The sequence below is a fragment of the Actinomadura sp. genome (assembly GCF_044508335.1).
Taxonomy (GTDB): domain Bacteria; phylum Actinomycetota; class Actinomycetes; order Streptosporangiales; family Streptosporangiaceae; genus Spirillospora.
Genome location: NZ_JBIQHY010000105.1, coordinates 1 through 24,616, shown reverse-complemented (window position 1 = coordinate 24,616; position 24,616 = coordinate 1). Strand labels below are relative to the sequence as shown.

Annotated in this window: 20 protein-coding genes; 7 read left to right on the top strand and 13 right to left on the bottom strand. The window is 74.8% G+C overall.

Features of this window, described 5'->3' with window-relative positions; translation table 11 throughout:
- Window positions 1-126: 126 nt before the first annotated feature.
- A complete protein-coding gene (locus ACIWVC_RS27185) occupies window positions 127-2,715 on the bottom strand; it encodes a phosphoenolpyruvate carboxylase (RefSeq protein ID WP_396452707.1) in 2,589 nt (862 codons plus the stop codon).
- 133 nt (window positions 2,716-2,848) lie between these two features.
- Between ACIWVC_RS27185 and ACIWVC_RS27180 the strand changes: the two genes are divergently transcribed.
- The 4 genes from ACIWVC_RS27180 to ACIWVC_RS27165 all read left to right on the top strand — a co-directional run bounded on the left by ACIWVC_RS27180 (window position 2,849) and on the right by ACIWVC_RS27165 (window position 7,180).
- Window positions 2,849-4,441: an acyl-CoA carboxylase subunit beta gene (locus ACIWVC_RS27180; protein WP_396452700.1), complete on the top strand. Its 1,593-nt coding sequence runs from the start codon at window positions 2,849-2,851 to the stop codon at window positions 4,439-4,441.
- A 28-nt stretch (window positions 4,442-4,469) separates the two neighbouring features.
- Window positions 4,470-4,712 (top strand): acyl-CoA carboxylase subunit epsilon, encoded by a 243-nt coding sequence (locus ACIWVC_RS27175; protein WP_396452701.1) that lies wholly within the window; start codon window positions 4,470-4,472, stop codon window positions 4,710-4,712.
- Window positions 4,713-4,830: 118 nt separating this feature from the next.
- Window positions 4,831-5,880: an NYN domain-containing protein gene (locus ACIWVC_RS27170; RefSeq protein ID WP_396452703.1), complete on the top strand. Its 1,050-nt coding sequence runs from the start codon at window positions 4,831-4,833 to the stop codon at window positions 5,878-5,880.
- A gap of 85 nt (window positions 5,881-5,965) precedes the next feature.
- Window positions 5,966-7,180: a YncE family protein gene (locus ACIWVC_RS27165; protein ID WP_396452705.1), complete on the top strand. Its 1,215-nt coding sequence runs from the start codon at window positions 5,966-5,968 to the stop codon at window positions 7,178-7,180.
- Window positions 7,181-7,214: 34 nt separating this feature from the next.
- Here ACIWVC_RS27165 and ACIWVC_RS27160 read toward each other — a convergent pair whose 3' ends face one another.
- From ACIWVC_RS27160 to ACIWVC_RS27110, 11 genes are all read right to left on the bottom strand, one after another.
- Window positions 7,215-10,319 carry a BTAD domain-containing putative transcriptional regulator gene (locus tag ACIWVC_RS27160; RefSeq protein ID WP_396454751.1) on the bottom strand — a complete coding sequence of 1,035 codons (3,105 nt, stop codon included), beginning with the start codon at window positions 10,317-10,319 and terminating at the stop codon, window positions 7,215-7,217.
- Window positions 10,320-10,380: 61 nt separating this feature from the next.
- A complete protein-coding gene (locus ACIWVC_RS27155) occupies window positions 10,381-10,809 on the bottom strand; it encodes a pilus assembly protein TadG-related protein (protein ID WP_396452139.1) in 429 nt (142 codons plus the stop codon).
- A 10-nt stretch (window positions 10,810-10,819) separates the two neighbouring features.
- Window positions 10,820-11,263, bottom strand: coding sequence for a TadE family protein (locus ACIWVC_RS27150; RefSeq protein WP_396452138.1), 444 nt, complete (start codon window positions 11,261-11,263; stop codon window positions 10,820-10,822).
- The gene (locus tag ACIWVC_RS27145) at window positions 11,260-11,652 is read right to left on the bottom strand and encodes a TadE family protein (RefSeq protein ID WP_396452143.1); all 393 of its coding nucleotides are present in this window, start codon (window positions 11,650-11,652) and stop codon (window positions 11,260-11,262) included. Before ACIWVC_RS27145 ends, ACIWVC_RS27150 begins: the two co-directional genes overlap by 4 nt.
- A 63-nt stretch (window positions 11,653-11,715) precedes the next feature.
- The gene (locus ACIWVC_RS27140) at window positions 11,716-11,937 is read right to left on the bottom strand and encodes a Flp family type IVb pilin (RefSeq protein ID WP_396452136.1); all 222 of its coding nucleotides are present in this window, start codon (window positions 11,935-11,937) and stop codon (window positions 11,716-11,718) included.
- A 37-nt stretch (window positions 11,938-11,974) separates the two neighbouring features.
- On the bottom strand, window positions 11,975-12,922 hold the full coding sequence (locus ACIWVC_RS27135; protein ID WP_396454750.1) for a type II secretion system F family protein: 948 nt from the start codon (window positions 12,920-12,922) through the stop codon (window positions 11,975-11,977).
- The gene (locus ACIWVC_RS27130; protein ID WP_396452132.1) at window positions 12,919-13,899 is read right to left on the bottom strand and encodes a type II secretion system F family protein; all 981 of its coding nucleotides are present in this window, start codon (window positions 13,897-13,899) and stop codon (window positions 12,919-12,921) included. Before ACIWVC_RS27130 ends, ACIWVC_RS27135 begins: the two co-directional genes overlap by 4 nt.
- Window positions 13,896-15,197: a CpaF family protein gene (locus ACIWVC_RS27125; protein ID WP_396452131.1), complete on the bottom strand. Its 1,302-nt coding sequence runs from the start codon at window positions 15,195-15,197 to the stop codon at window positions 13,896-13,898. The genes ACIWVC_RS27130 and ACIWVC_RS27125 overlap by 4 nt, the downstream gene beginning before the upstream one ends.
- Window positions 15,198-16,130, bottom strand: coding sequence for a hypothetical protein (locus tag ACIWVC_RS27120; protein ID WP_396452130.1), 933 nt, complete (start codon window positions 16,128-16,130; stop codon window positions 15,198-15,200).
- Window positions 16,131-16,132: 2 nt separating this feature from the next.
- Window positions 16,133-17,005, bottom strand: a complete 873-nt coding sequence (locus ACIWVC_RS27115) for a hypothetical protein (protein ID WP_396452128.1) — start codon at window positions 17,003-17,005, stop codon at window positions 16,133-16,135.
- 228 nt (window positions 17,006-17,233) lie between these two features.
- Window positions 17,234-17,935: a TetR/AcrR family transcriptional regulator gene (locus ACIWVC_RS27110; RefSeq protein WP_396452127.1), complete on the bottom strand. Its 702-nt coding sequence runs from the start codon at window positions 17,933-17,935 to the stop codon at window positions 17,234-17,236.
- Between the two features lie 111 nt (window positions 17,936-18,046).
- On the opposite strand from ACIWVC_RS27110, the gene ACIWVC_RS27105 reads away from it, so the two are divergent.
- The 3 genes from ACIWVC_RS27105 (at window position 18,047) to ACIWVC_RS27095 (ending at window position 24,018) form a co-directional block, all read left to right on the top strand.
- A complete protein-coding gene (locus ACIWVC_RS27105) occupies window positions 18,047-18,526 on the top strand; it encodes an SRPBCC family protein (RefSeq protein ID WP_396452125.1) in 480 nt (159 codons plus the stop codon).
- A gap of 51 nt (window positions 18,527-18,577) precedes the next feature.
- A complete protein-coding gene (locus ACIWVC_RS27100; protein WP_396454749.1) occupies window positions 18,578-19,519 on the top strand; it encodes an NAD-dependent epimerase/dehydratase family protein in 942 nt (313 codons plus the stop codon).
- A gap of 83 nt (window positions 19,520-19,602) precedes the next feature.
- A complete protein-coding gene (locus tag ACIWVC_RS27095; protein WP_396452122.1) occupies window positions 19,603-24,018 on the top strand; it encodes an FtsK/SpoIIIE domain-containing protein in 4,416 nt (1,471 codons plus the stop codon).
- Here the strand turns inward: ACIWVC_RS27095 and ACIWVC_RS27090 are convergent, their stop codons facing one another.
- Window positions 24,019-24,450: a hypothetical protein gene (locus ACIWVC_RS27090; protein WP_396454748.1), complete on the bottom strand. Its 432-nt coding sequence runs from the start codon at window positions 24,448-24,450 to the stop codon at window positions 24,019-24,021.
- Window positions 24,451-24,616 lie beyond the last annotated feature (166 nt).

The window sequence follows — 24,616 nt, the reverse complement described above, 5'->3', positions numbered from 1 at the left end:
CCGCTCCAGGTCGTCCGCCCAGGCCCGGTGCACGGGATCGGCCTCGATCTCCTCGTTGGACGGCGAGACCTTCTCGTCATCGCAGATCAGCAGCGCATACTTCATGCAGCCGATTCTGCCCCCAAGTCAGCCGGTGTTCTGGAGGCCGGCGGCCACGCCGTTGACCGAGAGCAGGAGCAGGTCTTCCAGGTGGGCTCGTTCTTCTTCGTTCTCCACGCCCGCGCGCAGCGCCTTCAGGGCCCGCAGCTGCAGGTGGGACAGGGCGTCCACGTAGGGGTTGCGGAGTTCGACCGCCCGGGAGAGCACGCGGCGGTTCTCCAGGAGGCGCTCGTGGCCCGTCACCGCCAGGACCAGGCGGCGGGTGCGGTCGTACTCGGCCAGCACGGTCTCCGACAGCTCGGGGCGCTCGCCCAGGGCCAGGTAGCGCTCGGCGATCGCGCGGTCGGACTTGGCGAGGCTCATCTCGGCGTTGTCGAGCAGGGTGTTGAACAGCGGCCACGCCTCGTACGCCTCGCGCAGCTCGGCGAGGTCGCGGCCGTCGTCGGAGACGGCGGCGAGGCCGCTGCCCAGGCCGTACCAGCCGGGCAGGTTGACGCGGGTCTGCGTCCAGGCGAACACCCAGGGGATGGCGCGCAGGTCCTCCAGGCCGCGGGCGGCCTTGCGGCGGGCCGGGCGGGAGCCGATCCGGAGTTCGGAGATCTCTTCGAGCGGGCTGACCCGGGCGAACCAGACGGCGAAGCCGTCGGTTTCGATGAGCGCGCGGAACGCCGTCCTGGCCGCTTCGCTGATCTTGTCGGCGAGCGGGCGGAAGCGGGCGGCGGCCTCGCGGGCGCGGTCCTGGACGGGATCGGTCGAGGCGAGCAGGACGGCGCTGGTGACCTGCTCGACGTGCCTGCGGGCGATCTGGCGGTGGCCGTAGCGGGCGAAGATGACCTCGCCCTGCTCGGTCACCTTGAAGCGGCCGGCGACCGAACCGGGGGCCTGGGCCAGGATGGCGCGGTTGGCGGGGCCGCCGCCGCGGCCGAGGGAGCCGCCCCGGCCGTGGAAGAGGGTGAGCCTGATGTCGTGGCGGGCCGCCCACGCGGCCAGCGCCTCCTGGGCGTCGTAGAGGCGGAGGGTGGCGGTGGTCGGGCCCAGCTGCTTGGCGGAGTCGCTGTAGCCGAGCATGACCTCCATGCGGCGGCCGGTCTCGTCCAGGCGGCGCTGGACGGCGGGGATCTCCAGCATCCCGTCCAGGACGGACGGGGCGCGTTCCAAGTCCTCGCCGGTCTCGAAGAGGGGGATCACGTCCAGGACGGGCGCGCCGTCGCCGAGGGATTCGGCGAGGGCGTGCACGTTGGCCACGTCCTCGGCGGAGCGGGTGAAGGAGACGATGTAGCGGTGGCAGGCGCGGACGCCGAAGCGCCCCTGGATCCAGGCCACCACGCGGAGGGTTTCGAGGATCTCCTCCGTCATCTCCGAGCGGGGGCCGCCCGCGCGGACCTCCTCCAGGGCCTGCTCGTGCAGCTCCGAGTGCTGGCGGATCTCCAGCTCGGCGAGGTGGAAGCCGAACGTCTCGACCTGCCAGATCAGCTGCTGGACGCGGCCGTACGCCTGGCGCACCGCGCCGGCGGCGGCGAGGGAGTCCTGCACGGCGCGCAGGTCGGCGAGGAGCTCGTCCGGGGACGCGTAGGCCAGGTCGGCGTCGCGCTCGCGGGTCGCGGCGATGCGGGCGGCGGCGTGCAGCAGCACCTGGCGGTGCGGCTCGCCCGGCGACCGCTTGCCGATCTCGGCGATCAGCCTCGGGTGCGCGGTGCGCGCGGCGGCGAGGACGTCCAGCAGCTCCCCGGACGCGGGCGTGGTGATCTCGTGGACGGTCAGCTCGCGGCCGATCCGGGCGCACGCGTTCTCCAGGGCGCGCAGGACGTGCTCCGCCTGGATCATGATCGCGTCCCGGGTGACCTGCGCGGTGACGTAGGGGTTGCCGTCGCGGTCGCCGCCGATCCAGCTGCCGAACCGCAGGTAGGGGCGGGCCTTCGGCGGGCGGGTGCCGGTGCGGCCGCCGTCGAGCGCCCGGTCGAGGGAGCGGTAGATGTGCGGGACGACCCGGAAGATCGTCTCGTCGAACGCGGCCATCGCGGTGCGGACCTCGTCCAGCGGGTCGAGCTGGGTGTGCCGGCGCAGCGCCGTCCGCCACAGCAGATCGATCTCCTCGCGGAGGCTGCGCTCGGTCTCCTCGCGCTCGGACGCGCCGGTCTCCTCGTTCAGGTGGGCGAGCAGGTCGCTGATCCGCTGGATCGCGGTGACCACCGCGCGGCGCCGCGCCTCGGTCGGGTGCGCGGTGAACACGGGCCGGAACTCCAGGCCCTCGATGATCGCGTCGAGGCGGCCGTCGCCGGACGCCTCGATCTGCTCGACCGCGGCGGCGACGGAGCCGGGGACGGCGCCGCCGCGGTCGCGCTCCCGCAGCGTCCGGATGCGGTGGTGCTCCTCGGCGAGGTTCGTCAGGTGGAAGTAGACGGTGAACGCGCGGGCGACCTGGCCGGCGCGCTCCAGCGACCAGCCGTCGACGAGCGCGGCGACCTCCTCGATGCCCGTCTCGCCGCGGCGCGCCGCGATCACCGCGTGGCGGAGCCGCTCGACGTCGTCCAGCAGCCCTTTCCCGCCGTACTCCACGAGGGAGTCGCCGAGCATCGCGCCCAGCAGCCGCACGTCGCGGCGCAGCGGTTCGGGCATGTCCTGCCGAAAGGTGTCACGCGTCTTCGTAGCCACCCGCCAAGCCTAACGAGCGGCGCGGGCGCGGGGCCGCGTCCCGGTCACCGGCACCCGGCCGGACCCGCCGGATCAGCGTGCGGTTACCCTGGCCCGCATGGCGACGGAAGCCCCTGAACCCCCCGTGGACTACGACGTCCACACCACGGCGGGAAAGATCGCGGACCTGGAGCGGCGCCGGTACGAGGCGGTGCACGCCGGCTCGGCGCGCGCCGTGGAGAAGCAGCACGCCAAGGGCAAGATGACGGCCCGGGAGCGGATCGACGCGCTGCTCGACCCCGGCTCGTTCGTGGAGTTCGACGAGATGGCCCGGCACCGCTCCACCAACTTCGGGATGGAGAAGAACCGCCCGTACGGCGACGGCGTCGTCACCGGGTACGGGACGGTGGACGGCCGCCCGGTCGCGATCTTCAGCCAGGACTTCACCGTCTCCGGCGGGTCCCTCGGCGAGGTGTTCGGCGAGAAGATCGTCAAGGTGATGGACCACGCGCTCAAGACCGGCTGCCCGGTCATCGGGATCAACGACTCCGGCGGCGCGCGGATCCAGGAGGGCGTGGTCGCGCTCGGCCTGTACGCCGAGATCTTCAAGCGGAACGTGCACGCCTCCGGGGTGATCCCGCAGATCTCGCTGGTCATGGGGCCGTGCGCGGGAGGCGCGGTGTACTCGCCGGCGATCACCGACTTCATCGTCATGGTCGACCGGACGTCCCACATGTTCATCACCGGACCGGACGTGATCAAGACCGTCACCGGCGAAGAGGTGACGATGGAGGAGCTGGGCGGCGCGCACTCGCACAACTCCCGGTCCGGCGTGGCCCACTACCAGGGGTCCGACGAGGACGACGCGATCGAGTACGTCAAGGCGCTGCTGTCCTACCTGCCGTCCAACAACCTGTCGGACCCGCCCGCGTTCGACGCGCCGGTGGACGTCACCGAGCTGGACGAGGAGCTCGACGCCCTCATCCCCGACTCCCCGAACCAGCCGTACGACATGCACACCGCCATCGAGCGGGTGCTGGACGACGGCGAGTTCCTGGAGGTCCAGGAGCAGTTCGCGCCGAACATCATCGTCGGGTTCGGGCGGGTCGAGGGCCGCTCGGTCGGCGTCGTCGCGAACCAGCCGATGCAGTTCGCCGGGACGCTCGACATCGACGCGTCCGAGAAGGCGGCCCGGTTCGTCCGGACCTGCGACGCGTTCAACATCCCCGTGCTGACGTTCGTGGACGTCCCCGGCTTCCTGCCCGGCACCGACCAGGAGTGGAACGGCATCATCCGGCGCGGCGCGAAGCTGCTGTTCGCCTACGCCGAGGCCACCGTCCCGCTCGTCACGATCATCACGCGGAAGGCGTACGGCGGCGCGTACGACGTCATGGGCTCCAAGCACCTCGGCGCCGACATCAACCTGGCGTGGCCGACCGCGCAGATCGCGGTGATGGGCGCGCAGGGCGCGGTCAACATCCTGTACCGGCGCGAGCTCGCCGCCGCCGACGACCCGGACGCCCGCCGCGCCGAGCTGATCACCGAGTACGAGGACACGCTCGCCAACCCCTACATCGCGGCCGAGCGCGGCTACATCGACAACGTCATCAAGCCGTCGGAGACGCGCGGCCAGGTGGTGCGGGCGCTGCGGGCGCTGCGCGACAAGCGCGCGACGCTGCCCCCGAAGAAGCACGGGAACATCCCGCTGTGAGGCGGACACGCCCGGAAGGCCGGATTTCATGAACGCCGAGCAGAGGCCGCACCTGCGGATCGTCCGCGGCGACGCGACCCCGGAGGAGATCGCGGCGCTCGTCGCCGTGCTGACCGCCCGCGCCCGGGCCGCCGCCGCGGCGCGGGACGGCGCGGGCGCGGCCCGTCCGTCGAGGTGGGCGGACCGGTCCCGGCTCGTCCGCGGGACGTTCGCGGGCGACCCCGGGCCGCGCGGCCCGGGCGCCTGGCGGGCCAGCGCCCTGCCCCGCTGACCTGCGCCGTCGGCCGCCGGGCCGGACACCCGCGCAGACCCCCGCAGGGCCGCCACGAGCCACATCTAACCGTGGTTCGCGCCCAGCGGGGCGCTTCGCACGAATAAGGTGGAAGGCCATGGCCACCTCGGAGTACGTTGCCCAGCCCGCGCGATACGCGATCTTCGTCGACGCGGGATACCTTTACGCGGCCTCCGGTGCGCTGCTGCTCGGCTGCGGGTCCCGGCGCGAGTACCGGGTCGCCGCGGAGAAGCTGATCAAGGCCCTGACCGACCACGCCGACGAGCAGCGGCGCGGCGAGCTGCTGCGGGTGTACTGGTTCGACGCCGCGCCGAAGAAGCAGCCCACGGTCGACCAGCGCGTGATCGCCAACCTGCCGCTGGTGAAGCTGCGGCTCGGCAACCTGAACGCGCAGGGCCAGCAGAAGGGGGTGGACGCGCAGCTGCGCGCCGACCTGGAGGCCCTCGCCCGGCACCGCGCGATCACCGACGCGGTGCTGCTGGCCGGCGACGAGGACATGCTGCCCGCCGTGGAGGCCGCCCAGCGCTACGGCGTCCGCGTGCACCTGTGGGGGGTCGAGCCGACGCACGGCTCCAACCAGGCCGAGTGGCTGGTGTGGGAGTCCGACACCGTCGAGGTGCTGCCCGCCGAGTTCCTCCGCCCGTACTTCACCAAGGCCAAGGTGCTGCCGGTGCCCGCGCCGGGCAGCGCCGCCGCCATCAAGGACGCCGCGGCCGCCGCGCAGCGCGCGAACCCCGTCCCGTCCCCGTCCCAGGTGTTCGCCGGCAAGCCGCCGTCGGTCAAGCCGGCGCCCGGCGCCGTCCGCACCGCCGTCCCGGTGACCGGCGCGGTGACGCCCGCCACGGTGGCCGCGTCGATGAACGCCGCCCAGGCCGACGGCAAGCTCGGCCCCGACCGCGACCACATGCTGGAGATCGGCGAGCACGTCGCGCAGAAGTGGATCTTCGAGCGGGGCCGGGACAACATCCGCGACCTGCTGCCCGGCCCGATCCTGCCGCCGGTCATCGACAAGGAGCTGCTGATCGAGGCCGAGAAGGAGCTCGGCTCGTCGCTGCGCCCCTACCAGGAGGCCCGCACCTGGCTGCGGGACGGCTTCTGGGAGCGCGTCTACCGCGAGTTCGGCATCGGCATCGGCAAGTCCGGCTGACCGCTCCGCGAACACGTTTGGCGATTAGCCGGGCACTGCGCGTCATCTCTCGGTAAGGTCCCCGCCGTAATGGGGGTGACCGCGCGTGGGATCTGACGAGCGACGACCTCGGGCCGCCGCGGCCCTGTCCGCCGCGGTCCTCGCGCTGAGCTGCGGCGTCCTCGCCGGGTGCGAGTCGCCCGTCGCGTTCCACCGGCCCGGCGAGCGGTCCCCGGACGACCCGGTGGTCGGGCTGGGCGGCCCCGCGCCCTACCTGAGCGTCCCGCCGGACGCGAAACGCACGGCGGCGCAGGACCCGCCGGCCGCGGACGGCGCGGTGCCGGTCGCGCCCGCCGGCGGCCGGGTCTACGCCGCGACCGGCCCCGGGATGATCGCGCCGCGGGCGCGCGGGCTGCCGCCGCGCGTCTACGTCGCGAACGGGCAGGTGATCGACGTCATCGACCCCGCCGCCGCGCGCGTCACCGGGCGGCTCCGGGCCGGGGCGGCGGCGTCGCGGGTCGTGCCGTCGTGGGATCTGCGGCGGCTGTGGGCCGTCGACCGCGCGCACGGCAGGATCGTCCCGGTGGGGCGGCGCGGGCGCCCGGTCGAGGTCGCCGCCCCCGCCGGCCTCTACTTCACGCCGGACGGCCGGGACGCGCTCGTCCCGGCGCGCCGGCCGCGGCGCATCGACGTCCGCGACCCGCGCACGATGGCGCCGCGGGCGTCGGTGCCCATGCCGTGCTCGGCGGGCCACGCCGACTTCGCGCTCGGCGGCGCCTCCCTGGTGGCGACGTGCACGGCCGCGGGCGCGCTGGCCCGCGTCGACCTCACCGCCCGCCGCGTCGCCGGGACGATCCGGCTCCCCGGCGGGGCCAGGCCCGGCGACCTGCGGCTGTCGCCCGACGGCGGCGTGTTCTACGTCGCGGACGCGGCCAAGGGCGGCGTGTGGCTGGTCGACGCGCGGCGGTTCGCCCCGCTGGGGTTCGTCCCGACCGCGCCGGGCGCCCGCGGCCTCGCGATCAGCCGGGACGCGCGGCGGCTGTTCGTCGTGGGCGGCGGCACGCTCACCGCCGTCGACTTCCGCACGCGGCGGGTCGTGTCGAGCTGGCCGCTGCCCGGCGGCGGCTCGCCCGTGCCGGGCGGGGTGTCGTCCGACGGGACGGCCCTGTGGCTCGCCGACCCCGCCGGGCTCGTCTACGCCGTGTCCACCCGGACGGGGCGCGTCGTCCGCAGGGTCCGGGTCGGCGGCCGCCCGTCCGGGCTGTGCGTCCATCCTCAGCCGGGCCGCTACTCGCTCGGCGGCACCGGCCTCTACCGCTGACGGGAGCCTCCGCCGCCGGCGGGAACCCCTGCCGCTAGCGGGAGCCGACGCGGTACCAGTCGGGGACGAGCTCCTCCACCAGGGCCTCCGTCTCGGGCTGGAGCTGGTCGAGGTACGGGTCGCGGGCGAGGCGGGCGCGCAACTCGTCCACGACGACCCGCACCTGCGCGACGTCGCCGGTCGCGTGCGTCGCGCGGAGCAGGTCGCGCCACAGGCCCTCGTCGTCGGGCGCGAGCCGCAGCCCGGCGCGGGCCGCGCCGACCGCGCCGCGCGGGTCGCCCTCCTCCAGCCGCAGCACGACGAGCCGGTGCGCGACGTCGATGATCCGCGCGGGGATCTCGTACTCCAGCTCGTGGCCGGCGAGCCACCCGTACCGGCCGCGCGGCCGGTCGGCGAGCAGCGGGCCGCGGACCAGGTCCAGCGCGTACGCCATGTAGGCGGTCTCGGACGCGGGCTCGGCCGCCGACCGCCACACCAGCCAGCGGAACGCGGCGATGTCGACCCGCACCTCCGAGCCGAGCCGGATCCGGCCGCGCTCGTCGTAGTACAGGTTGGGGCGGCCCCGCGCGTCCCGGCCGAGCCAGTCCGACACGCGCGCCACGCACGCGTCGCGGACGCCCGCGCTGACGCCGCGCGGCCAGATCGCGCCGGACAGCACCGTCGGGTGGACGCCCTCCGGGTGCGCGGCGAGGTACACCAGCAGCTCGGTGCAGAGCGCGCGGCGGCTCTCGTCCATCGGCCCGGGCGCCTCGATCTCGATCGGGCCGAGCAGCCGGATGTCGACCGAGGACTGCTGCGCGGTCGGCGGCTCCGCGCCGCCGGCCAGGCCGGGGAGCCGCACCGAGTCCAGCCGGCCCGCCGTGCGGAACAGCTCGAACACGCCGCGGTAGTCGTCGTCGCGGACGAGCTGCGCGTCGACGTCGAAGCCGAGCACGCCGGCCTGCAGCCGCCCGGCGGCGTCGACGTCCCACGTCCAGGTGGCGCCCTGCACGTCGCCGGGGACGATGTACCCGGCGGCCATCCGGGTGCCGGTGCGGGCGAGCGCGACGAGCCGGTCGGCCTCCCGCTCGTCCGGCCGGTCCGCCATGATCAGGTAGTGCGGCATCCACGCCTCGCCGAACACGCCGCGGCAGCGGCCGGTGAGCACCGAGTCGACGCCGGACGCGGCGAGCGCCTGCCGCACCTCCTCGCTGCGCCCCTCCAGCTCCGGCAGCGCGTCCTGGAGCGTCGGCGCGGACCGGACGCGGTCCGGCGCGATCTCGGCGAGGCCCTCGCCCAGCTCCGCGTCGAACCCGACGAGCGTGATCCGCATGTGGTCGGACCAGCGGTTGGTGGCCAGCTCCAGCGCGATCGCGGACAGCGCGGCGCGGCGCACGTCCGCGGGGCCGCGGATCGCGATCAGCCCGTGCGCCGCCTCCAGGTCGACGAGGATGCGGCCGTTGGCGTTCGTGCCGATCGACACCAGGCCCGGGTAGGGGGCGAGGACGTCGCCGAGGTCGGCCGCCTCCAGCATGGGCAGCGCGTCGCCGCGCAGCCGCCACACCTGGCCGTCGTCGAACGCCTGCCAGGGGGCGGGCGGGTTCCGGTCGGCGGGCGCGATCCACAGGTCGAGGCTGCCGCGCCCGAGATGCACCCCGTAGACGGTGGGCAGCGCCCGGCCGCCCGCCGCCATGGACTTCGACATGTGCCGCAGCCCGAGGTCGAGGAGCCTGGCCGCGTCGTCGTCGGCGCCGATGCGCAGCGCCCGCTCCGCCTCGGCCGCCTCCCCCTCCGGCCGGACGACCATGTGCCCGAACGCGCGGTGCCACAGCTGGGTGCGGCGGCGCCGGCCGAGCGCGGCGAGCAGCCCGGCGGCGATCAGCGACGCCGCGGCGAGGCCCTGCGGCCAGCCGACGTCGAACCCCGCGCCGGTCTCCTCGTGCCGCGGCGAGCCTCCGCCGGGAACCTCTGCGCCGCCGGTGCCGGCGCCGCCGCCCATCTCGCTGGACGGCCCGCTCCCGTGCGCGGGCGGATGCGCGGGCTCGGACTCCTGGGGCGCGCTCTGTTCGGGGGCGTGGCTCTGCTCAGGCGCGGGGCTGTGCTCGGGGGCCTGGCTCTGCTCGGGCGCCTGGCTCTGCTCCGGGGCGGGGCTGTGCTCGGGGGCCTGGCTCTGCTCGGGCGCCTGGCTCTGCTCCGGGGCGGGGCTGTGCTCGGGTGCCGGGGTGTGCGACGCCGGCGGTTCCGGTGACGCGGGCGGGGCCTCCGCGGCCGGGGGCGGCGCCGGCTGCTTCGGCGCCGGGTCGGGGTCGGGCGCGGGCTTGTCCGGCTCGTCCGGGACGGCGTGCCCGTACCGGAAGTAGTCGTGCAGGTCCTTGGCCGGGATGACCTTCGCGCCCTTGGCGTCCGCCGGCATCTCCAGGATCCAGCCGGGGCGGATCAGGCTCGCGATCGTCAGGCGCGTCCCGTCCGGCTGGATGTGGTTCTTGTTGAGGGCGAAGATCTCCTTGTAGCGGCGGCCGTCGCCGAGGCACTTCTCGGCGATCTCCCACAGGCTCTCGTGGTGGCGGCCCTCCGGGGGCTGCACCCGGTAGATCTTCGTGGTGGCGGACTTCTCGACGGGGTCGGCGGCGAGGTCGTCGGCGACCCCGTCGGCGGCCCGGTGCTCGGGCGCGTCCGGGACCTGGTGGAACGACGCCGCCTGCGGCTGCATCCGCGCCTGGACCGGCGGGCGCTGCGCCAGCCCGCCCGCGGAGAACGCGGGCATGATCGTGGTGGTGGCGGTGAACAGCAGCAGCGCCGCCACGACGAGCCGGTGCACGAGCGACTGCGTCCCGCCCGCGAGGGGCACCCGCGCGGGGACGCCGACGCCGCGGATCCCCGCGTACAGCTCGACGGCGACGCACACCGCGAGCTGCAGCCAGGCGAGCCACACCAGCGCCACCAGGATCGCGATCAGCGAGCCGGGGCCGATCTTCCGCGTGAGGTCGGACGCCGCCGGCACGTGGTCCGGCAGCGGCGACCCGAACAGCGCCAGCAGCGCGAACGGGACGCCGATCACCAGCGCGGCCAGCGCGATGACCGCGCCGATCCCGGCCAGGACGTCGCCCGCGCTGCGGCGCCCGTTCACCCGGACGGGCGTTCGCCGATCCTGCCGCGTCACCATCGCGTCCCTGCCGTTTCCCCGGACGTGGCCCTCATCGTAAATCCGTTCTCGCGCTCGATCACGGCCCATTTCCTCCGGTGACCGGGCGGGCGGTCGCGCCGGAGGTCAGCTGGAACTCGCCGAAGCCGGGGATGATCCCGAGCAGTTGCGGCTTCACGCTGATCTGGACGGTGACCGCGACCTCCTGCTCGTCTGCGTCGCACCGCGACGCGGTGACCTCGTCCGGGTAGGCGGCGAGCAGGTCGCACGCCGCCGCCCTGGCCCGGCCCGGATCGAGGACGGGCTCGCCGGTCTCGCGGAGCGCGTCGGTGTCGATCTGGTTCGCGCCCGCGCGGGCGGCCTGCTCGGCCATGTCGGCGGCGCGCTGCCGGGCGTGGATGGCCAGGCCGCCGTCCACGAGCAGCCCGGCCAGCAGCAGGACCACCGGCGTGAACAGCACCGTGTACATGGCGATGGTGCCGCGGTCGCCGCGGCCGGCGGTCCTCATGGCGCGGTCCTCATGGCGCGGCTCCCGGGTCGTCGGCGCCGCCCGCGTCCGTCCCCCGGTCGGTGAAGGTGTCGACGGGCGCGATCGCGTGGCCCTGCAGGCGCTTGCTGCCGGGCAGCCCGATGAACGCGAGGTCGCCGAGGTCGACGTCGCAGGTGACGGTCACGCCGACGCGCCCGCCCGGCCCCCAGTCGGACACGTCGGTCTGGACGCGGGGGCCGCCCGAGCACCAGCCGGTGCCGCGCATCCCGGCGGCGGCGGTGTCGGCGGCGAGGTCCCGCGCGGATCCGGGGCTGCGGGCGATGGACGCGGCGCGGGCGGCGTCCCGGGCCGCGCCGTCCACCTGGCCCTTCGCGTCCACCATCCGCCCGGCGCCCGCGAGGAACAGCAGGAACGCGACGAAGACGGGCGTGACGATCACCATCTCCAGCGACATCGATCCGCGGTCCCTCACCGGCCGGCCCCCCGCTGGCAGGCGGTGCCCGACCCGACGTCCGGGCGGAAGCACTCGATCGGCCCCTGCGAGCGCTGCGACACGTGGAACGTCATGAACGGGACGACCTGGACCGCCTCGCCGCTGACCTCCACCCACCGCTCGTCGTTCTCCTCGCCGACCCGCACCTGCAGGCCGCTCAGCAGGTCCGGCCCGATCTCGCGGACCGACCCGGTCGCCTTCGCGGACGCCGCGCCCTCCCAGCCGCCGCCGACCGGCGACGTCCGCGCGACGCGGGCGCCCGCCTGCGCGGCGGCCAGCGCCACGTGCCGGGCGTGGAAGACCATGGCGAACTGCACGACGACGAGCATCACCAGGATGAGGATCGGGGTGAGCATCGCCCACTCCATCGACGAGACCCCCGCGTCCGACCGCGGCCGGGACGCGAGGCGCTGCCGGGCCCGCATCGCCGCTCAGCCCGTGTTGATGCTGTTGGCCTTGTCCTGGATCTTCTTCTGGATCACCGCGCCGATGGTGATCGCGATCAGCGCGAGGATCGCGGTGATGATCGCCCACTCGATGGCGGACGCGCCGCGGCTGCGCTCCTCCTCGGCGCGCAGCCGCGCCAGCCGGGCGCCGAGCACGGCGCGCAGATAGGCGACGGCGGGATCGTTCAGGGGGTTGAGCGGATTCATCCAGACACCTCCACGGGGGTTCGGGCGGGCCCTGGGGTCATGACGCGAGCACCCGCATCAGGGCCGGATAGGCGAGGAAGATCAGGAATCCGGCGCAGAGGAACAGCTGCGCGACGAGCATCGACTGGGACCGCTCGCCGGCCTTGCCCTCCAGCTCCGACAGCTCCCGGCTGCGCATGGACGCGGCGCGGGCGGCGAGGGACTTGCGGATCTGCGCGCCGTCGTCGGAGACGAGCGCGAGCGCCCCGGCGAGGTCGCGCAGCTCGGCGATGTCGAGCTCCTCGCCGAGCCGGCCGAGCGACTGCCAGGGCGTCTGCCCGGTGATGCGGGCGTTGGACAGGGCGTCGCGGATGCGGAGCATCGCCCAGCCCTCGCCGACGCCCGCCGCGGTCATCAGCGCCTCGGGGACGCCGCGCCCGCCCGCCAGGTTCATCGAGACGAGGTCGAGGAACGCGCCGACGACGTGCCGGAAGTCCTGCCGGCGGGCCTGCGCCTCCTGCCGGAGCTGCATGTCGGGGAAGAAGAAGAACAGCGCGGCGAACAGCACGCAGATCCACGCGGGGACGGCGACGGACGAGCCGAGCCCGAGCAGCGTGAAGTACGCGACGATCAGCGGGATGAACAGCAGCGCGGCGGCGGGCAGCAGGAACTTCGTGGCGAGGAACGCCTCCAGCGACCGCTCGGTGATCGCGAGGTCGGCGCGGACCGACCGGAGCCGCCAGCCGCGCGCCTCGCAGAACCGGGCCAGCTCCCGGCCGACCTTGGCGCGCATCCGGCCGGCCCGCTCGAACCCGGGCGCCGTGCCGCGCCCCCGCGCCCCGGCGGCCCCGGGCCGGCCGAGCTGCTGCTCCTCCAGGTCGCGGCGGCGGGCGGCGTCGAGCGCCGCCATCCGGGCGGCGAGGCCCGGCCGCGCCGGGAACAGCGCCCGGACGAGGACGTAGAGGCCGAGGCCGACGACCGCGCCCGCGATCATCGCGGCGTTCACGGCGCGCCACCCCCTCCGGCGTCCATGGTGTGCCGGCCGCGCAGCGGGAGCTCCCGCTGCTCGCCGCCCTGCCAGCCGGCGACCGTGCTCGGCACCTCGCCGGGCACGCCCGGTTCGGCCGGCCTGCGCGGCTCGCTGAGGAACCGGCTCGGCAGCTCGTACCGCGACAGCCGCCGCAGCCACAGGAACGCCGCCCCGTACAGGGCGACCACGACGCACAGGACGAGCTGCCCGAGGAAGTCGTCGTACGGCTCGACGTAGGAGTGGTTGAACACGGCGAGGGCGAGGGCCGTCCCGACGGAGACGGCGACGACGATGCGGACGCTGCGCCGGGTGGCGCGCCGGTCGGCCTCGACGCGGCGCCGCATGTCCAGCTCGGCGCGGGCGGACGTCGCGAGCGCGCCGAGCATGTCGCGCAGGCCGGGGCCGCGCAGCTTGGCGTTCAGGATCAGCGCGGCGATCACCAGGTCGGCGGACGGGTCGTCCAGGTCGTCGGCGAACCGGCGCAGCGCCTCCGGCATCGGGACCCGGGTGTGCAGCCGGTCGACGAGGTGCCGCAGCGGCTCCCGCAGGGCGGGCGCGGCGGCGCGCTGCGAGGCGGGGATCGCCTGTTCGAGGCCGACCGCGCCGGCGATCGTGTCGCGGAGCGACTCCGTCCAGCCGGCGAGGGCCTCCAGGCGCGCCATGCCGCGCCGCTCCTCGGCGGCGCCGCCGGCCAGCCCGTCCCAGGCGAGGACGAGCGCGCCGGTGCCGGCCGCGGCGATCGGCCACCGGGTGACGACCAGCACGAGGAAGCCGGTGATCACGGCGACGGCGGTGCGGGTGGTGAGGGTGCGGACGAGGTCCTCGCGGCTGCGCCCGCGCGCCGGCCGCGTGCGGGCGGGCAGCCCGCGCAGCGCGACGGCCAGCAGCAGGAGCCCGCCGCCGGCCGCGGCGCCCGCGGCGATCGCGAGCAGGACGTCCGGCGCGTACGTCACCAGCCACCTCCCGCCGACGGGTCGTAGCCGTGCTCGGCCAGATCGGCGGCGCAGGAGATCGGCGCGGACGGGACGGCGTAGCCGCCCGGCCCGAGCGCGAACACCTCCGACGACAGGACCCGCCCGTCCACGCCGGTGACCTCCCGGACGCTGGACACGAAGCGGCGCAGCCGCCCCCCGGACGCGTAGTCGTTGCGCTTCTCGATGAACACGACGAAGTCGATCGCGCCCGCGATCAGCATGTGCGTCGCCTCGACCGGCAGCCGCTCCTCCGACTGGATCGCGTACGTGGCGACGCGGTTGAAGACCTCCACCGACGAGTTCGCGTGGATGGTGGACAGCGACCCGTCGTTGCCCTGCGTCATCGCGTTCAGCATGGTGACGATCTCGTCGCCGAGGACCTCGCCGACGATCACCCGGGACGGGTTCATGCGCAGCGACCGGCGGACCAGCTCCGCCATCGAGATCGCGCCCTGCCCCTCGGAGTTCGGCAGGCGCTGCTCGAACGCGACGCAGTTCGGGTGCAGCTCGGGGAACGCGTCCAGGCCGAGCTCGAGGGCGCGCTCGACGGTGATGAGCCGCTCGTGCGGCGGGATCTCGTTGGCCACCGCGCGCAGCAGCGTCGTCTTCCCCGCGTTGGTCGCGCCCGCGATCATGATGTTCTTGCGGGCGAGCACGGCGGCGCGGAAGAACTGCCCCAGCTCCGGCGTGAACGTGCCGTTGCCGACCAGGTCGGCGAGGAACACCTTGCCGAGGCGGGCGCGCCGGATCGACAGCGCGGGGCGGACGGTCACGTCCATCACGGCCGACAGCCGGGACCCGTCCGGGAGCCGCAGGTCGAGCTGCGGGTTGGCGGTGTCGAACGGGCGCGACGACAGCCCGCTGTAGGCGGCGAGGATCTGGATCAGCTCGACGAGCTCCTCGTCGCTCTCGGCGACCGGCTCGCCCATCACCTCGCGGCCGTCGGCGTAGCCGATGAACACCCGGTCGCAGCCGTTGATGTCGATGTTCTCGATCTCGGGGTCTTCGAGCAGCGGCTGGAGCCGGCCCACGCCGAACAGCGCCGCGTGCACGCCGGCGGCGAGCGCCTCCTCCTCTTCGGCGTTCGGCGGGCGCCGCCCGGAGGTGATCTCGCCGCGCGCGTACTCCTCCAGCACCTGGCCGATGAGCGCGCGGGCGAACTGCCGCTCGTCCTCCCCGGACATCGGCGGCAGGCCGTTCGCCGCGTCCAGCCGGCGCTGCTGCGCCAGCCGGTCGCCGACCTCCTGGCGGAGGCGCTTGACGAGCCCGTGGTCCATCTACCTCCCCTCCTGCGGGACGCCGGCCGGAACGTGCGGGGCCGCCCCCGGGGGCTGCGCGGAGAGCGGCCCGCCGGGCGGCGCGGAAATCGGTGCGGAAGGCGGTGCGGCGGGCGCGGCGGCGGCGAGCCGCCCGGTGAGGTCGGCGGCGACCTCGCGCGCCGACCGGATCAGCAGCGACCGGTCCAGCCGCCCGCCCCACCGGCCGGACAGCAGGTCGGCGCCCTTCGGGTCGAGCGCCAGGCCGCCGAGGACGGTCACCCCGGGCGGCGGCGGGCCCTGCGCCGGGTCGGCCGCCTGGCCGCGGCCGCGCGTTCCGGCGACGATGCGGTCGACCTCGGCGACCGAGCCGCGGAAGTCGCGCGGGTCGGCGAGCACGAGCACCCCGATCGGCGGGCCGCCGCGCAGCTCCCCGGTCAGCGCGGCGACGCGCTCGCGCAGGTGGGCGACCTGTTCGAGGGTGGCGCGGGTGAGCAGGACGACCATGTCGGCCTCGCGCAGCAGCTCGATCAGCGGGGTGCCGGCGCCGAGCCGCCCGCAGTCGGCGATCACGTCCACCGGGGCGAGCCCGGCGAACGCGCGGCCGAGCGGCCCCCACAGCCACGTCATCGCCTGCGCCTGCTCGGCGTTGGTGATCCCGACGAGCACGTCGAGGCCGCCGACGAGCCGCTGGCAGTGCTCGGCGATCTGGTCCGGGCGCAGGCCGCGGCGGGCCGTCGCGGCGAGGCTGAGCAGCCCGCGGGACGGGTTGAGCATGCCGCCGTCCCCGTCGCCGCCGTCCGGCGGGGCGGCGGGCAGCCGGTACACGAGGTCCCCGCCCGCCTGGTCGCACTCCGCGACCAGCACGGGACGCGGCCACACGGCGCCGAGCGCGACCGCCGCGGTCGTGACGCCCGGCGCCCCCTTGTCGGCCGCGAGCGCGATGAGTGCCACCGTCAGTACCCGCCCGTGCCCTGGCCCTGCGTGCCCGGCCCCTGCGTGTTCGGGTTCGGCGTGCCGCCCGGGACGGGGTCGACGCCGCCTCCGGGCTCATCGCCGGCGGGCTTCCCGGACGGCGCGGCCGCCTTCGTCCCGGCCGGGATCAGCGCGATCGCGACCGCTCCGGCGGACGCCGCCTGCGTCACCTGCGCCGCGTCCGCGGGCAGGACGGCGACGTCCACGCTGGTCTGGTCGGAGCGCAGCCGGGTGGGGCCGCCGTCGTCCGCGGCTCCGACGGCGACCACGACGGCGTCCTGCGCGAGGACGGTCCCGGCGCGCGGGCCGCCGTTCTGCCCGCCGCCGACCGCGTACAGCGCGACGCGGCTCCCCTCGATCACCTTGGCGGACGGCATCTGGCCGGCCTTGAGCGCCAGCCCGACGATCACCCGCCCGTTCTCCGGCGCGCTCTCCGGGCTGATCATGCCGTTGGTCAGCAGCGCGCCCTTCACCAGCGGGACGGCCGCGATGTACCGGGTCACCCTCTCCCGCTCCGACCAGGCGAGGTACTGGATCCCGGTGTCGCCGATCTGCACCTCTTCCAGGGCGCTCGCCGGGATCGGCTGCCCGGCCGCGACCGGCTGCGCCACGCGGATCGCCGACACCCGCTCGCCGCTCGCCATCACCAGGTAGGCGCTGGCGAGGGCGCCGCCGAGGATCAGCAGCACCGCGAGCGCCGCCAGCGCCGGCTTGCGCTCGCGCGGCGAGCTGGGGAGCCGCTGCCCCCCGGAGGTGCCGAGCCCCGACCGGCCGAGGCCCGCCGCACCGCCGGGCGAGCCCGCCGCGCCACCGCCGGAGACGGTCGACTGGTTGGCCTTCATCGCGCTGCCCACGCGCTCCTTCCCGCCCTCCCGCCGGACCCCGTCCTGCGGGATTCCGCGACACCGAGCGATCCATGCTTGCGGGGTCGGCAAGGTCACGTCAATGGATTCGGTCGAGTCAAGCCGTCCCATATCCGGCCGAACCGCGGTGACCTGCGAATTCATTGATCACATGGTCACTTACCACCAGTCACATCCGTCACTGACCACATGCTGGACACCTCCGGAGCGCCCGCGCCGTCACGGTTTCAGGCCGATGAGGCGGCCGAGCAGGGCCACCGAGTGGTCGAAGTAGGCGGCCCGTTCCTCGATCACACCGTTGAATTGCCCGAACACTTCAAAACTGACCGTCCCGTACAAACCGGCCCATGCGGTAAAGGCGCGGGCGATTACGTCGTCGGGGAGGTCCATGGTGAGCGCGTCGCGCGCGCGGGCCAGGTCGGCGGCGATCGAAGGCGGCGCCGGCGGGCACGGGCCCGCGGGGTCGAGCGCGCCGGCGGCGTGGGCCTCGGTGACGATGCGCGTGAACACGACCGTGTCGCGTATCGCGGCGGGGACGGTGTCCTGCGGAGCCTTGTAGCCGGGCACGGGCGACCCGTACAGCAGGGCGTACTCGTGCGGGTGCTCCAGCGCCCACTCCCGGACCGCCCGGCACACCGCGAGCCACCGCCCGGCGAAGTCGCCCGCGGCGGCCTTCGCGTCGGCCCGCTCGACGGCCTCCCCCACGGCGTTGTAGCCGTCGATGATCAGCGCGGTCAGCAGGTCGTCGCGGCTCGGGAAGTACCGGTAGATCGCCGACGACACCATGCCCATCTCGCGGGCGACCGCGCGCAGCGACAGCCCCGCCGCGCCGGCCGTCGCCAGCTGCCGCCTCGCGATCTCGGTGATCTCCCGGATCAGCTCCGCCCGGACCCGTTCCCGTGCCGTACGACCTGCGCTCATGGTCCGAGACTAACAGAGCGGGGCACTGAACCGAGAGCACTGCTCTTGACATCGGTGCTCTCGCGAGAGAGCATTGCTCTCGTCACAGAGCACTGAACCAAGGAGGCGGCCATGCCGGACCTGGCGACCCTGCACGACGAGTACGCGCTGCGCGGCCGGATCGACGAGGCCGCGCCCGTCACCAACACGTCCAGCACGTGGATCGACGCGCCGCCGGCCCGGGTGTGGGCCGTCCTCGCCGACCTGCGCGGCTGGGAGGCGTGGGCGCCCGGCTTCAGGCTGCGCGCCCTGGACGCCGTCGAACCGGGCCGCGAGTTCCGCTGGAGCCAGAACGGCACGCCGCTGCGGTCCCGCTTCGCCGTGGTCGACCCTGAGCGCGAGCTGAGCTGGACGGGCAGCTTCCTCGGCTTCTACCGCGCCGTGGACCGCATGGTGCTGGCGCCGGAGCGCGGAGGCACCCGCGTGACCCTCCAGGAATCGCTGGACGGCCCGCTCGTCCGCCTCATCTACGGCCCGGACAAGCTCCGCGCCGGCCACGAGGCCCGCCTGGCCGCCCTGAACTCCCACATCGGGAACCGAGCCCGGCCGTAGCAGGGCTCGCGCCCGCCGCGTCCGGCGAGAACCAGCAGAAGGAGAGACACCATGGGAAAGCACGTGATCGTCGGAGCCGGGCAGGTCGGGGTGCACCTGGCCGAGCGGCTCATCGAGCGCGGGCACGACGTCGTCGTCGTGACGCGGTCCGGGTCGGGGCCCGCGGGCGTCGAGCGGGTCGCCGCCGACGTCGCGGACCGGGCCCGGCTGACCGAGGTCGCCAAAGGCGCCGACGCCATCTACAACTGCGTGAACCCGAGGTACAACCGGTGGCCGCAGGACTGGCCGCCGATGGCGTCGTCCTTCCTGGGGGCGGCGGAGGACACCGGCGCGGTGCTCGTGACGCTCGGTTGCCTGTACGGGTACGGGCCGGTGGACGGGCCGATGACCGAGGACCTGCCGCTCGCCGCGACGGGCGTCAAGGGACGGGTGCGGGCCAAGATGTGGCAGGACGCCCTGGCCGCGCACGAGGCGGGCCGGATCCGGGCCACCGAGCTGCGGGCGTCCGACTACTACGGGCCGCGCAGCACCGACCAGGCGTACATCGGCGAGACGCGGTTCGTGAAGCCGCTGCTGGCGGGAAAGCGGGTGCCGTACCTGAGCGACCCGTCCGTCCCGCACGCCTGGACCTACCTGCCGGACGTCGCCGAGGCGCTCGCCATCGCGGGGACGGACGAGCGGGCGTGGGGCAGGCCGTGGCACGTCCCGACGGGCCCGGCCGTGTCCACGCGGGAGGTCGCCGAGCGGCTCTGCGCCATCGCCGGCGCGCCGGAACCGCGGGTCTACGAGGTGCCGCGCGGCGTGTTCAACGCGCTAGGGCTGTTCTCGCCGATGATGAGGGAGCTGCGCGAGACCCGCTACCAGTTCGACAAGCCCTACATTCTGGACTCTTCCGCGTTCCAGGCGACGTTCGGGTTGGCTCCCACACCGCTCGACGACGCCCTCAGAACGATCGTCGCCGCCTACCGGGAAACGGCGGGGGCCGGTAATTAAGCTGAACGGGAATTCCAGAGACGTCGGAGGCTCGGATGCGGATCTCGTTCACGGCGCTGACCGGCGAAGGACCTCGCGATGTCGTGATAAATGTCGATTCCGAGGTCACCGTGGGCGGGGTCGCGCAGTCCCTCGCCGCCACTCTGGACGGCCCCGCGCCCGCCCTCACCCCCCGGTTCTCCAAGGCGGCCCTGCTCGCCAAGGACGGGCACGGCCCGCGCCGGGCGCTGTGGATGGACGGCCGCATGCTCGACCCGCAGGCCCTCGCCGTCAAGGAGCTGCGGGACGGCGCCGTCGTCGCCGTCGAGCAGCGCGGCGCCGCCGCCACCGTGCTCGCCGAGCCGACCGGCCTCGTCGAGGTGCGGGTCGTCGGCGGCCCGGCGGCCGGGTCGGTGCACCGGCTCGGCCTCGGCACCAGCACGATCGGGTCCGGCCAGGACGTCGACGTGGTGCTCGACGACCCGTCCGTCCCGGCCCGGTCCCTGCGGCTCACGGTCGGGCGGGAGGCCGTCGAGGTCGAGCCGTCCGCGCTGACGATGCAGGGCTCCGCCGCGCTGGACGGCACGCCGCTCGGCGCGAAGACGATCTGGCCGGCCGGCGCGATGCTGACGGTGGGCGGCAGCGTGCTGACGCTCGCGCCGAGCACCGCGCCCGACACCCACCTGGAGCCGCTGCCCGGCGGCGGGCTGGCGTTCAACCGGCCGCCGCGGCTGCTCCCGCCGCCCCGGGTGCGGACGCTGGACGTCCCGAAGCGCCCCGAACGCAACCCGCGCGAGCGGCTCCGGCTGTTCGGCGCGCTGCTGTTCTCGGCGTTCGGGCTCGTCATGGCGTTCGCGCTCGGCCAGTGGTGGTGGGCGCTGTTCGCGCTGGCCTGGCCGGTGATGACGCTCGGCGAATGGGTCGGCGACCGGCTGCACGGCCGCAAGTCCTACAAGAAGGCGCTGAAGGAGTACCACCGCAGGACGGGCGAGTTCGACGGCGAGATGGAGCGGCTGCGCCGCGAGGACGAGGCCGAGCGGCGCGCCCTGCACCCCGACCCGGCGGAGGTGCTGCTGACCGCGACCGGGCCGCGGCGGCGGCTGTGGGAGCGGCGCCGCGACGACGCCGACGCGCTGCACCTGCGGGCCGGCCTGGCCGACCTGCCCGCCCGCATCGAGCTGACCGGCGAGCCGGGCGAGGTGCGGATCCCGGCGGCCCGGCAGGTCCCGGTGGTGCTGCCGCTCGCCGACCTCGGCGTCATCGGGCTGACCGGCCCGCGGCACGCGTCGCGCGGGCTGGCGCGGTGGCTCGTCGCGCAGGCCGCCGTCCTGCACAGCCCCCGCGACCTGTCCATCGTCGTCCTGTCCGCCGACCAGCGGGCCGGCAACGAATGGAACTGGGTGCGCTGGCTGCCGCACTGCGCGCCGCGCGAAGGCGAGGACTGCGTGGCCCTCGTCGGCACCGACCCCGAGTCGGCCGCGCACCGCGTCACCGAACTCGCGATCCGGGTGACGGAGCGGCGGCGCGCCGCGCAGTCGGAGTCGTCGTTCTTCGGGCGGGACGGGGCGCCCTCCGCCCCGTACAACATCCTGATCGTGCTGGACGGAGCGCGCGCGCTGCGCCGCATACCCGGCATGCCGATGCTCCTGTCGCGAGGCGCCGAGTACGGCCTCTACGCCATCTGCATCGACGACGAGGAGCGGCTCCTCCCGGAGGAATGCCAGGCCGTCGCCGCATGGGAGCCGCAATGGCCGTCACTGGTCCGGCTCCAGGGGCAGGGGCTCGAAGCCATCGGTCCCGTGGTCGCCGACCAGGTCTCGGCGATCTGGTCCGACCGGGTGGCGCGCGCGCTGGCACCCGTCCGGGACGTGTCCCGGGAGGACGCCGAAGACGCGATCCCGGCCGACGTGCGGCTCCTCGACGTCCTGGACATGCCCGAACCCACGGCCGAGCACATCCTCCAGTCGTGGAACCGGACGGGCGGGCGCACCACCCGCGTCCCCATCGGCCTCGGCTCGGGCCGGCCCTACGAGATCGACCTCCGGACGGACGGCCCCCACGCGCTCATCGCGGGCACCACCGGCGCGGGCAAGTCGGAGCTGCTGCAGACGCTCATCGCGTCCCTCGCCGTCGCCAGCCGCCCGGACGAGATGACGTTCGTCCTCATCGACTACAAGGGCGGCGCCGCGTTCAAGGACTGCGCCGGCCTCCCGCACACCGTCGGCATGGTCACCGACCTGGACGGCCACGCGACCGAGCGCGCCCTCGAATCCCTCGCCGCCGAGCTGCGCCGCCGCGAGGAGATCCTGCTCGACGCCGGCGCCAAGGACGTCGACGACTACAACGACCTTCGGATCACCGACCCGCGGCTGCCGGCGGTGCCGCGGCTGGTCCTCGTCATCGACGAGTTCGCCGCCATGGTGACCGAACTGCCCGACTTCATCACCGGGCTGGTCGACATCGGGCGCCGCGGCCGGTCCCTCGGCGTGCACCTGATCCTCGCCACGCAGCGCCCCGCCGGGGTCGTCACCGCCGACATCCGCGCCAACACCAACCTGCGGATCGCGCTGCGCGTCACCGACCCGGACGAGTCCACCGACGTCCTCGACTCGCCCGACGCCGCGCAGATCTCCAAGTCCACGCCCGGCCGCTGCTACGTCCGCTCCGGCGTGGCGGCGCCGCAGGCCGTGCAGTCCGCGCGGATCGGGGGCCGCCGGCCCGGCGCCGGCCCCGCCGCCGGCCCGACCGTCCTGCCGCTGCCCTGGCAGGGCCTCGGCCACCCGCTGCCCGCGCCCCGCGAGGCCGCCGACGACACCGCGACGGCCACCGACCTGGGCGTCCTCGTCCAGGCGATCGACGAGGCGGCCCGCCGCGCCGGCATCGGCCGCCGGCCGTCCCCGTGGCTGAGCCCGCTGCCCGAGCAGGTCAGGCTGGCGCCCCGCACCGCCGCCGGGGGCTCCGTCGTGGACGTCCCGCCGATCCCGTTCGGCGTCACCGACCTGCCCGCCGTCCAGTCCCGCGAGGAGCTGGCGCTCGACCTGACCTCCGGCGGCCACCTCTACCTCGCCGGGTCCGCCCAGTCGGGCCGCTCCACCGCGCTGCGCACCATCGCCGGCTCGCTGGCGGTGTCCTGCTCCCCCTACGACGCCCACCTGTACGCGATCGACTGCGGCGCGAACGCGCTGCTTCCGCTGATCTCCCTGCCGCACTGCGGCGCCGTCGTCACCCGCGACCAGCTCGACCGCTGCGAACGCCTCCTCACCGCGCTGGCCGCCGAGGTCGCCCGCCGCCAGCAGCTCCTCGCCGAGGCCGGCTTCGCGTCCCTCGCCGAGCAGCGCACCGCCGTCGCCGCCACCGACCGGCTCCCCTGGATGGTGCTGCTCCTCGACCGCTGGGAGGGCTTCCTCGGCGCGTTCGAGCACTACGACTACGGCCGCCTCGTCGACCAGGTCATCCGCCTCCTGCGCGAGGGCGCCGCCGTCGGCCTCCGCGCCGTCTTCACCGGCGACCGCTCCGGCCTCGGCGGCCAGATCTCCACCGTCTTCGACCGCCGCCTCATCCTGCGCATGGCGGACCCGAACGACTACGGCTACGGCGGCCTCCAGGACAAGCAGGTCCCCGCCGCCATGCCGCCCGGCCGCGCCCTGGAGCCCACCACGCCGGGCGCGCCGCCGCGCGAATCCCAGATCGGCCTGCTGGGGGACGACCCGTCCGGCACCTCCCAGGTGGCGGTCCTCCAGGAGATCGCCCGTACCTGCGTCTCCCGCTACGGCCGCCTCCCCCGCCGCCGGCGACCCCTGCACGTCGACGAGCTGCCGGTCCGCGTCACCTACCGCGAAGCCATGTCGCTCGACCCCGAGTTCACCGCCCCGTCCCCGCTGTGGGCCCTGGTCGGCGTCGGCGGCGACACCCTCGCCCCCGTCGGCATCGACCTGCTGAACGAGGGCCCCGGCTTCGCCGTCGCCGGCCCGCCCCGCTCGGGCCGCTCCACGACCCTCCGCACGATCGTCCACTCCCTCCTCGACCCGTCCGTCGGCGGCGGCCTGGTCCCGGTCGTGCTGATCACCCCCCGCCGCTCCCCGCTCCGCCTGCTCTCCAGCCGCCCGGGCGTCCTCGGCCTCCTCACCTCCGACGCCGACCCGGACGACCTCGCCGAAGCCATCGGCGACGAGCACCGCTACGCCGTCGTCGTCGACGACGCCGAACTCCTCGACGAGACGGACCTGGACGACGCCCTCCGCGACGTGCTGCGCACGGCCCGCGACGGCGAGCACGCCGTCGTCATCGGCGGCACCACCGCCGACCTGGGCCGCGGCTACCGCGGCTTCCTCTCCGACACCCGCCGCTCCCGCTCCGGCGTCCTGCTGTCGATCGACTCCCCCGACGACGGCGACCTCTTCGGCCTCCGCCTCCCCCGCAACGCCCCCCTGGGCGGCCCCACCGGCCGCGGCCTCTTCGTGGCCACCGGGGTCACCACCCAGATCCAGGTGGCCCTCCCACCCCCCGCCAACACCGACTGATCACCGCCGCCGCCGGTAGTCCACGGTCCCGAACGACGGATCCATCCACTGCGCGACCTTCTCCGGCTCCGGCCCGCCCTTCGCCGACCGCCACACCCAAAAGAACACCACCACGAACGCCACGGACAAATAGAACGCATAAGCGGCGCCGTACATGAGCTCGTACTCCGCACCGCCCGGTTCGAAAGAGAAGGCCAATGTCGAAACGACGGTGACGCAGCCGACCAGCCACGTCACGCACGAGAGCACGCGCGTCGCCGCCGCACTCGCCGCCACTCCCAGCAGAAGCGTGGTCATCATCAGCAGGGGCAGCCAGCGGCTGGGGGCGCTCACGGCCTCCATCGCGCCGAGCTCCCAAAGCACATGAGGCGTGTCGTCCACCTCGACCCACGGCGCCATCGTCCACCCGGTCAGCGCCATGGTGACGGCCATCCCCCACACCGCACACCGGATGCGCCGTTCGAACTCCGCAGCCCGCACGGCAGGCCCTTTACTCATGACGGCCTCACCTCGCACTTGTGGATCTCCCCGAACCGCTTCTCCGCGATCCGCATGAAGTCGAACATGTCCTGCACCGCGTCCCGCCCCCGAACCACCG

What these genes read in the sequence shown, in the direction of transcription:
- ACIWVC_RS27185 (WP_396452707.1), bottom strand. Translation starts at nt 2,715, where the DNA reads ATGCCCGAACCGCTGCGCCGCGACGTGCGGCTGCTGGGCGCGATGCTC.
- ACIWVC_RS27180 (WP_396452700.1), top strand. Translation starts at nt 2,849, where the DNA reads ATGGCGACGGAAGCCCCTGAACCCCCCGTGGACTACGACGTCCACACC.
- ACIWVC_RS27175 (WP_396452701.1), top strand. Translation starts at nt 4,470, where the DNA reads ATGAACGCCGAGCAGAGGCCGCACCTGCGGATCGTCCGCGGCGACGCG.
- ACIWVC_RS27170 (WP_396452703.1), top strand. Translation starts at nt 4,831, where the DNA reads ATGGCCACCTCGGAGTACGTTGCCCAGCCCGCGCGATACGCGATCTTC.
- ACIWVC_RS27155 (WP_396452139.1), bottom strand. Translation starts at nt 10,809, where the DNA reads ATGAGGACCGCCGGCCGCGGCGACCGCGGCACCATCGCCATGTACACG.
- ACIWVC_RS27145 (WP_396452143.1), bottom strand. Translation starts at nt 11,652, where the DNA reads ATGGAGTGGGCGATGCTCACCCCGATCCTCATCCTGGTGATGCTCGTC.
- ACIWVC_RS27140 (WP_396452136.1), bottom strand. Translation starts at nt 11,937, where the DNA reads ATGAATCCGCTCAACCCCCTGAACGATCCCGCCGTCGCCTATCTGCGC.
- ACIWVC_RS27125 (WP_396452131.1), bottom strand. Translation starts at nt 15,197, where the DNA reads ATGGACCACGGGCTCGTCAAGCGCCTCCGCCAGGAGGTCGGCGACCGG.
- ACIWVC_RS27110 (WP_396452127.1), bottom strand. Translation starts at nt 17,935, where the DNA reads ATGAGCGCAGGTCGTACGGCACGGGAACGGGTCCGGGCGGAGCTGATC.
- ACIWVC_RS27105 (WP_396452125.1), top strand. Translation starts at nt 18,047, where the DNA reads ATGCCGGACCTGGCGACCCTGCACGACGAGTACGCGCTGCGCGGCCGG.
- ACIWVC_RS27100 (WP_396454749.1), top strand. Translation starts at nt 18,578, where the DNA reads ATGGGAAAGCACGTGATCGTCGGAGCCGGGCAGGTCGGGGTGCACCTG.
- ACIWVC_RS27090 (WP_396454748.1), bottom strand. Translation starts at nt 24,450, where the DNA reads ATGGCCGTCACCATGGCGCTGACCGGGTGGACGATGGCGCCGTGGGTC.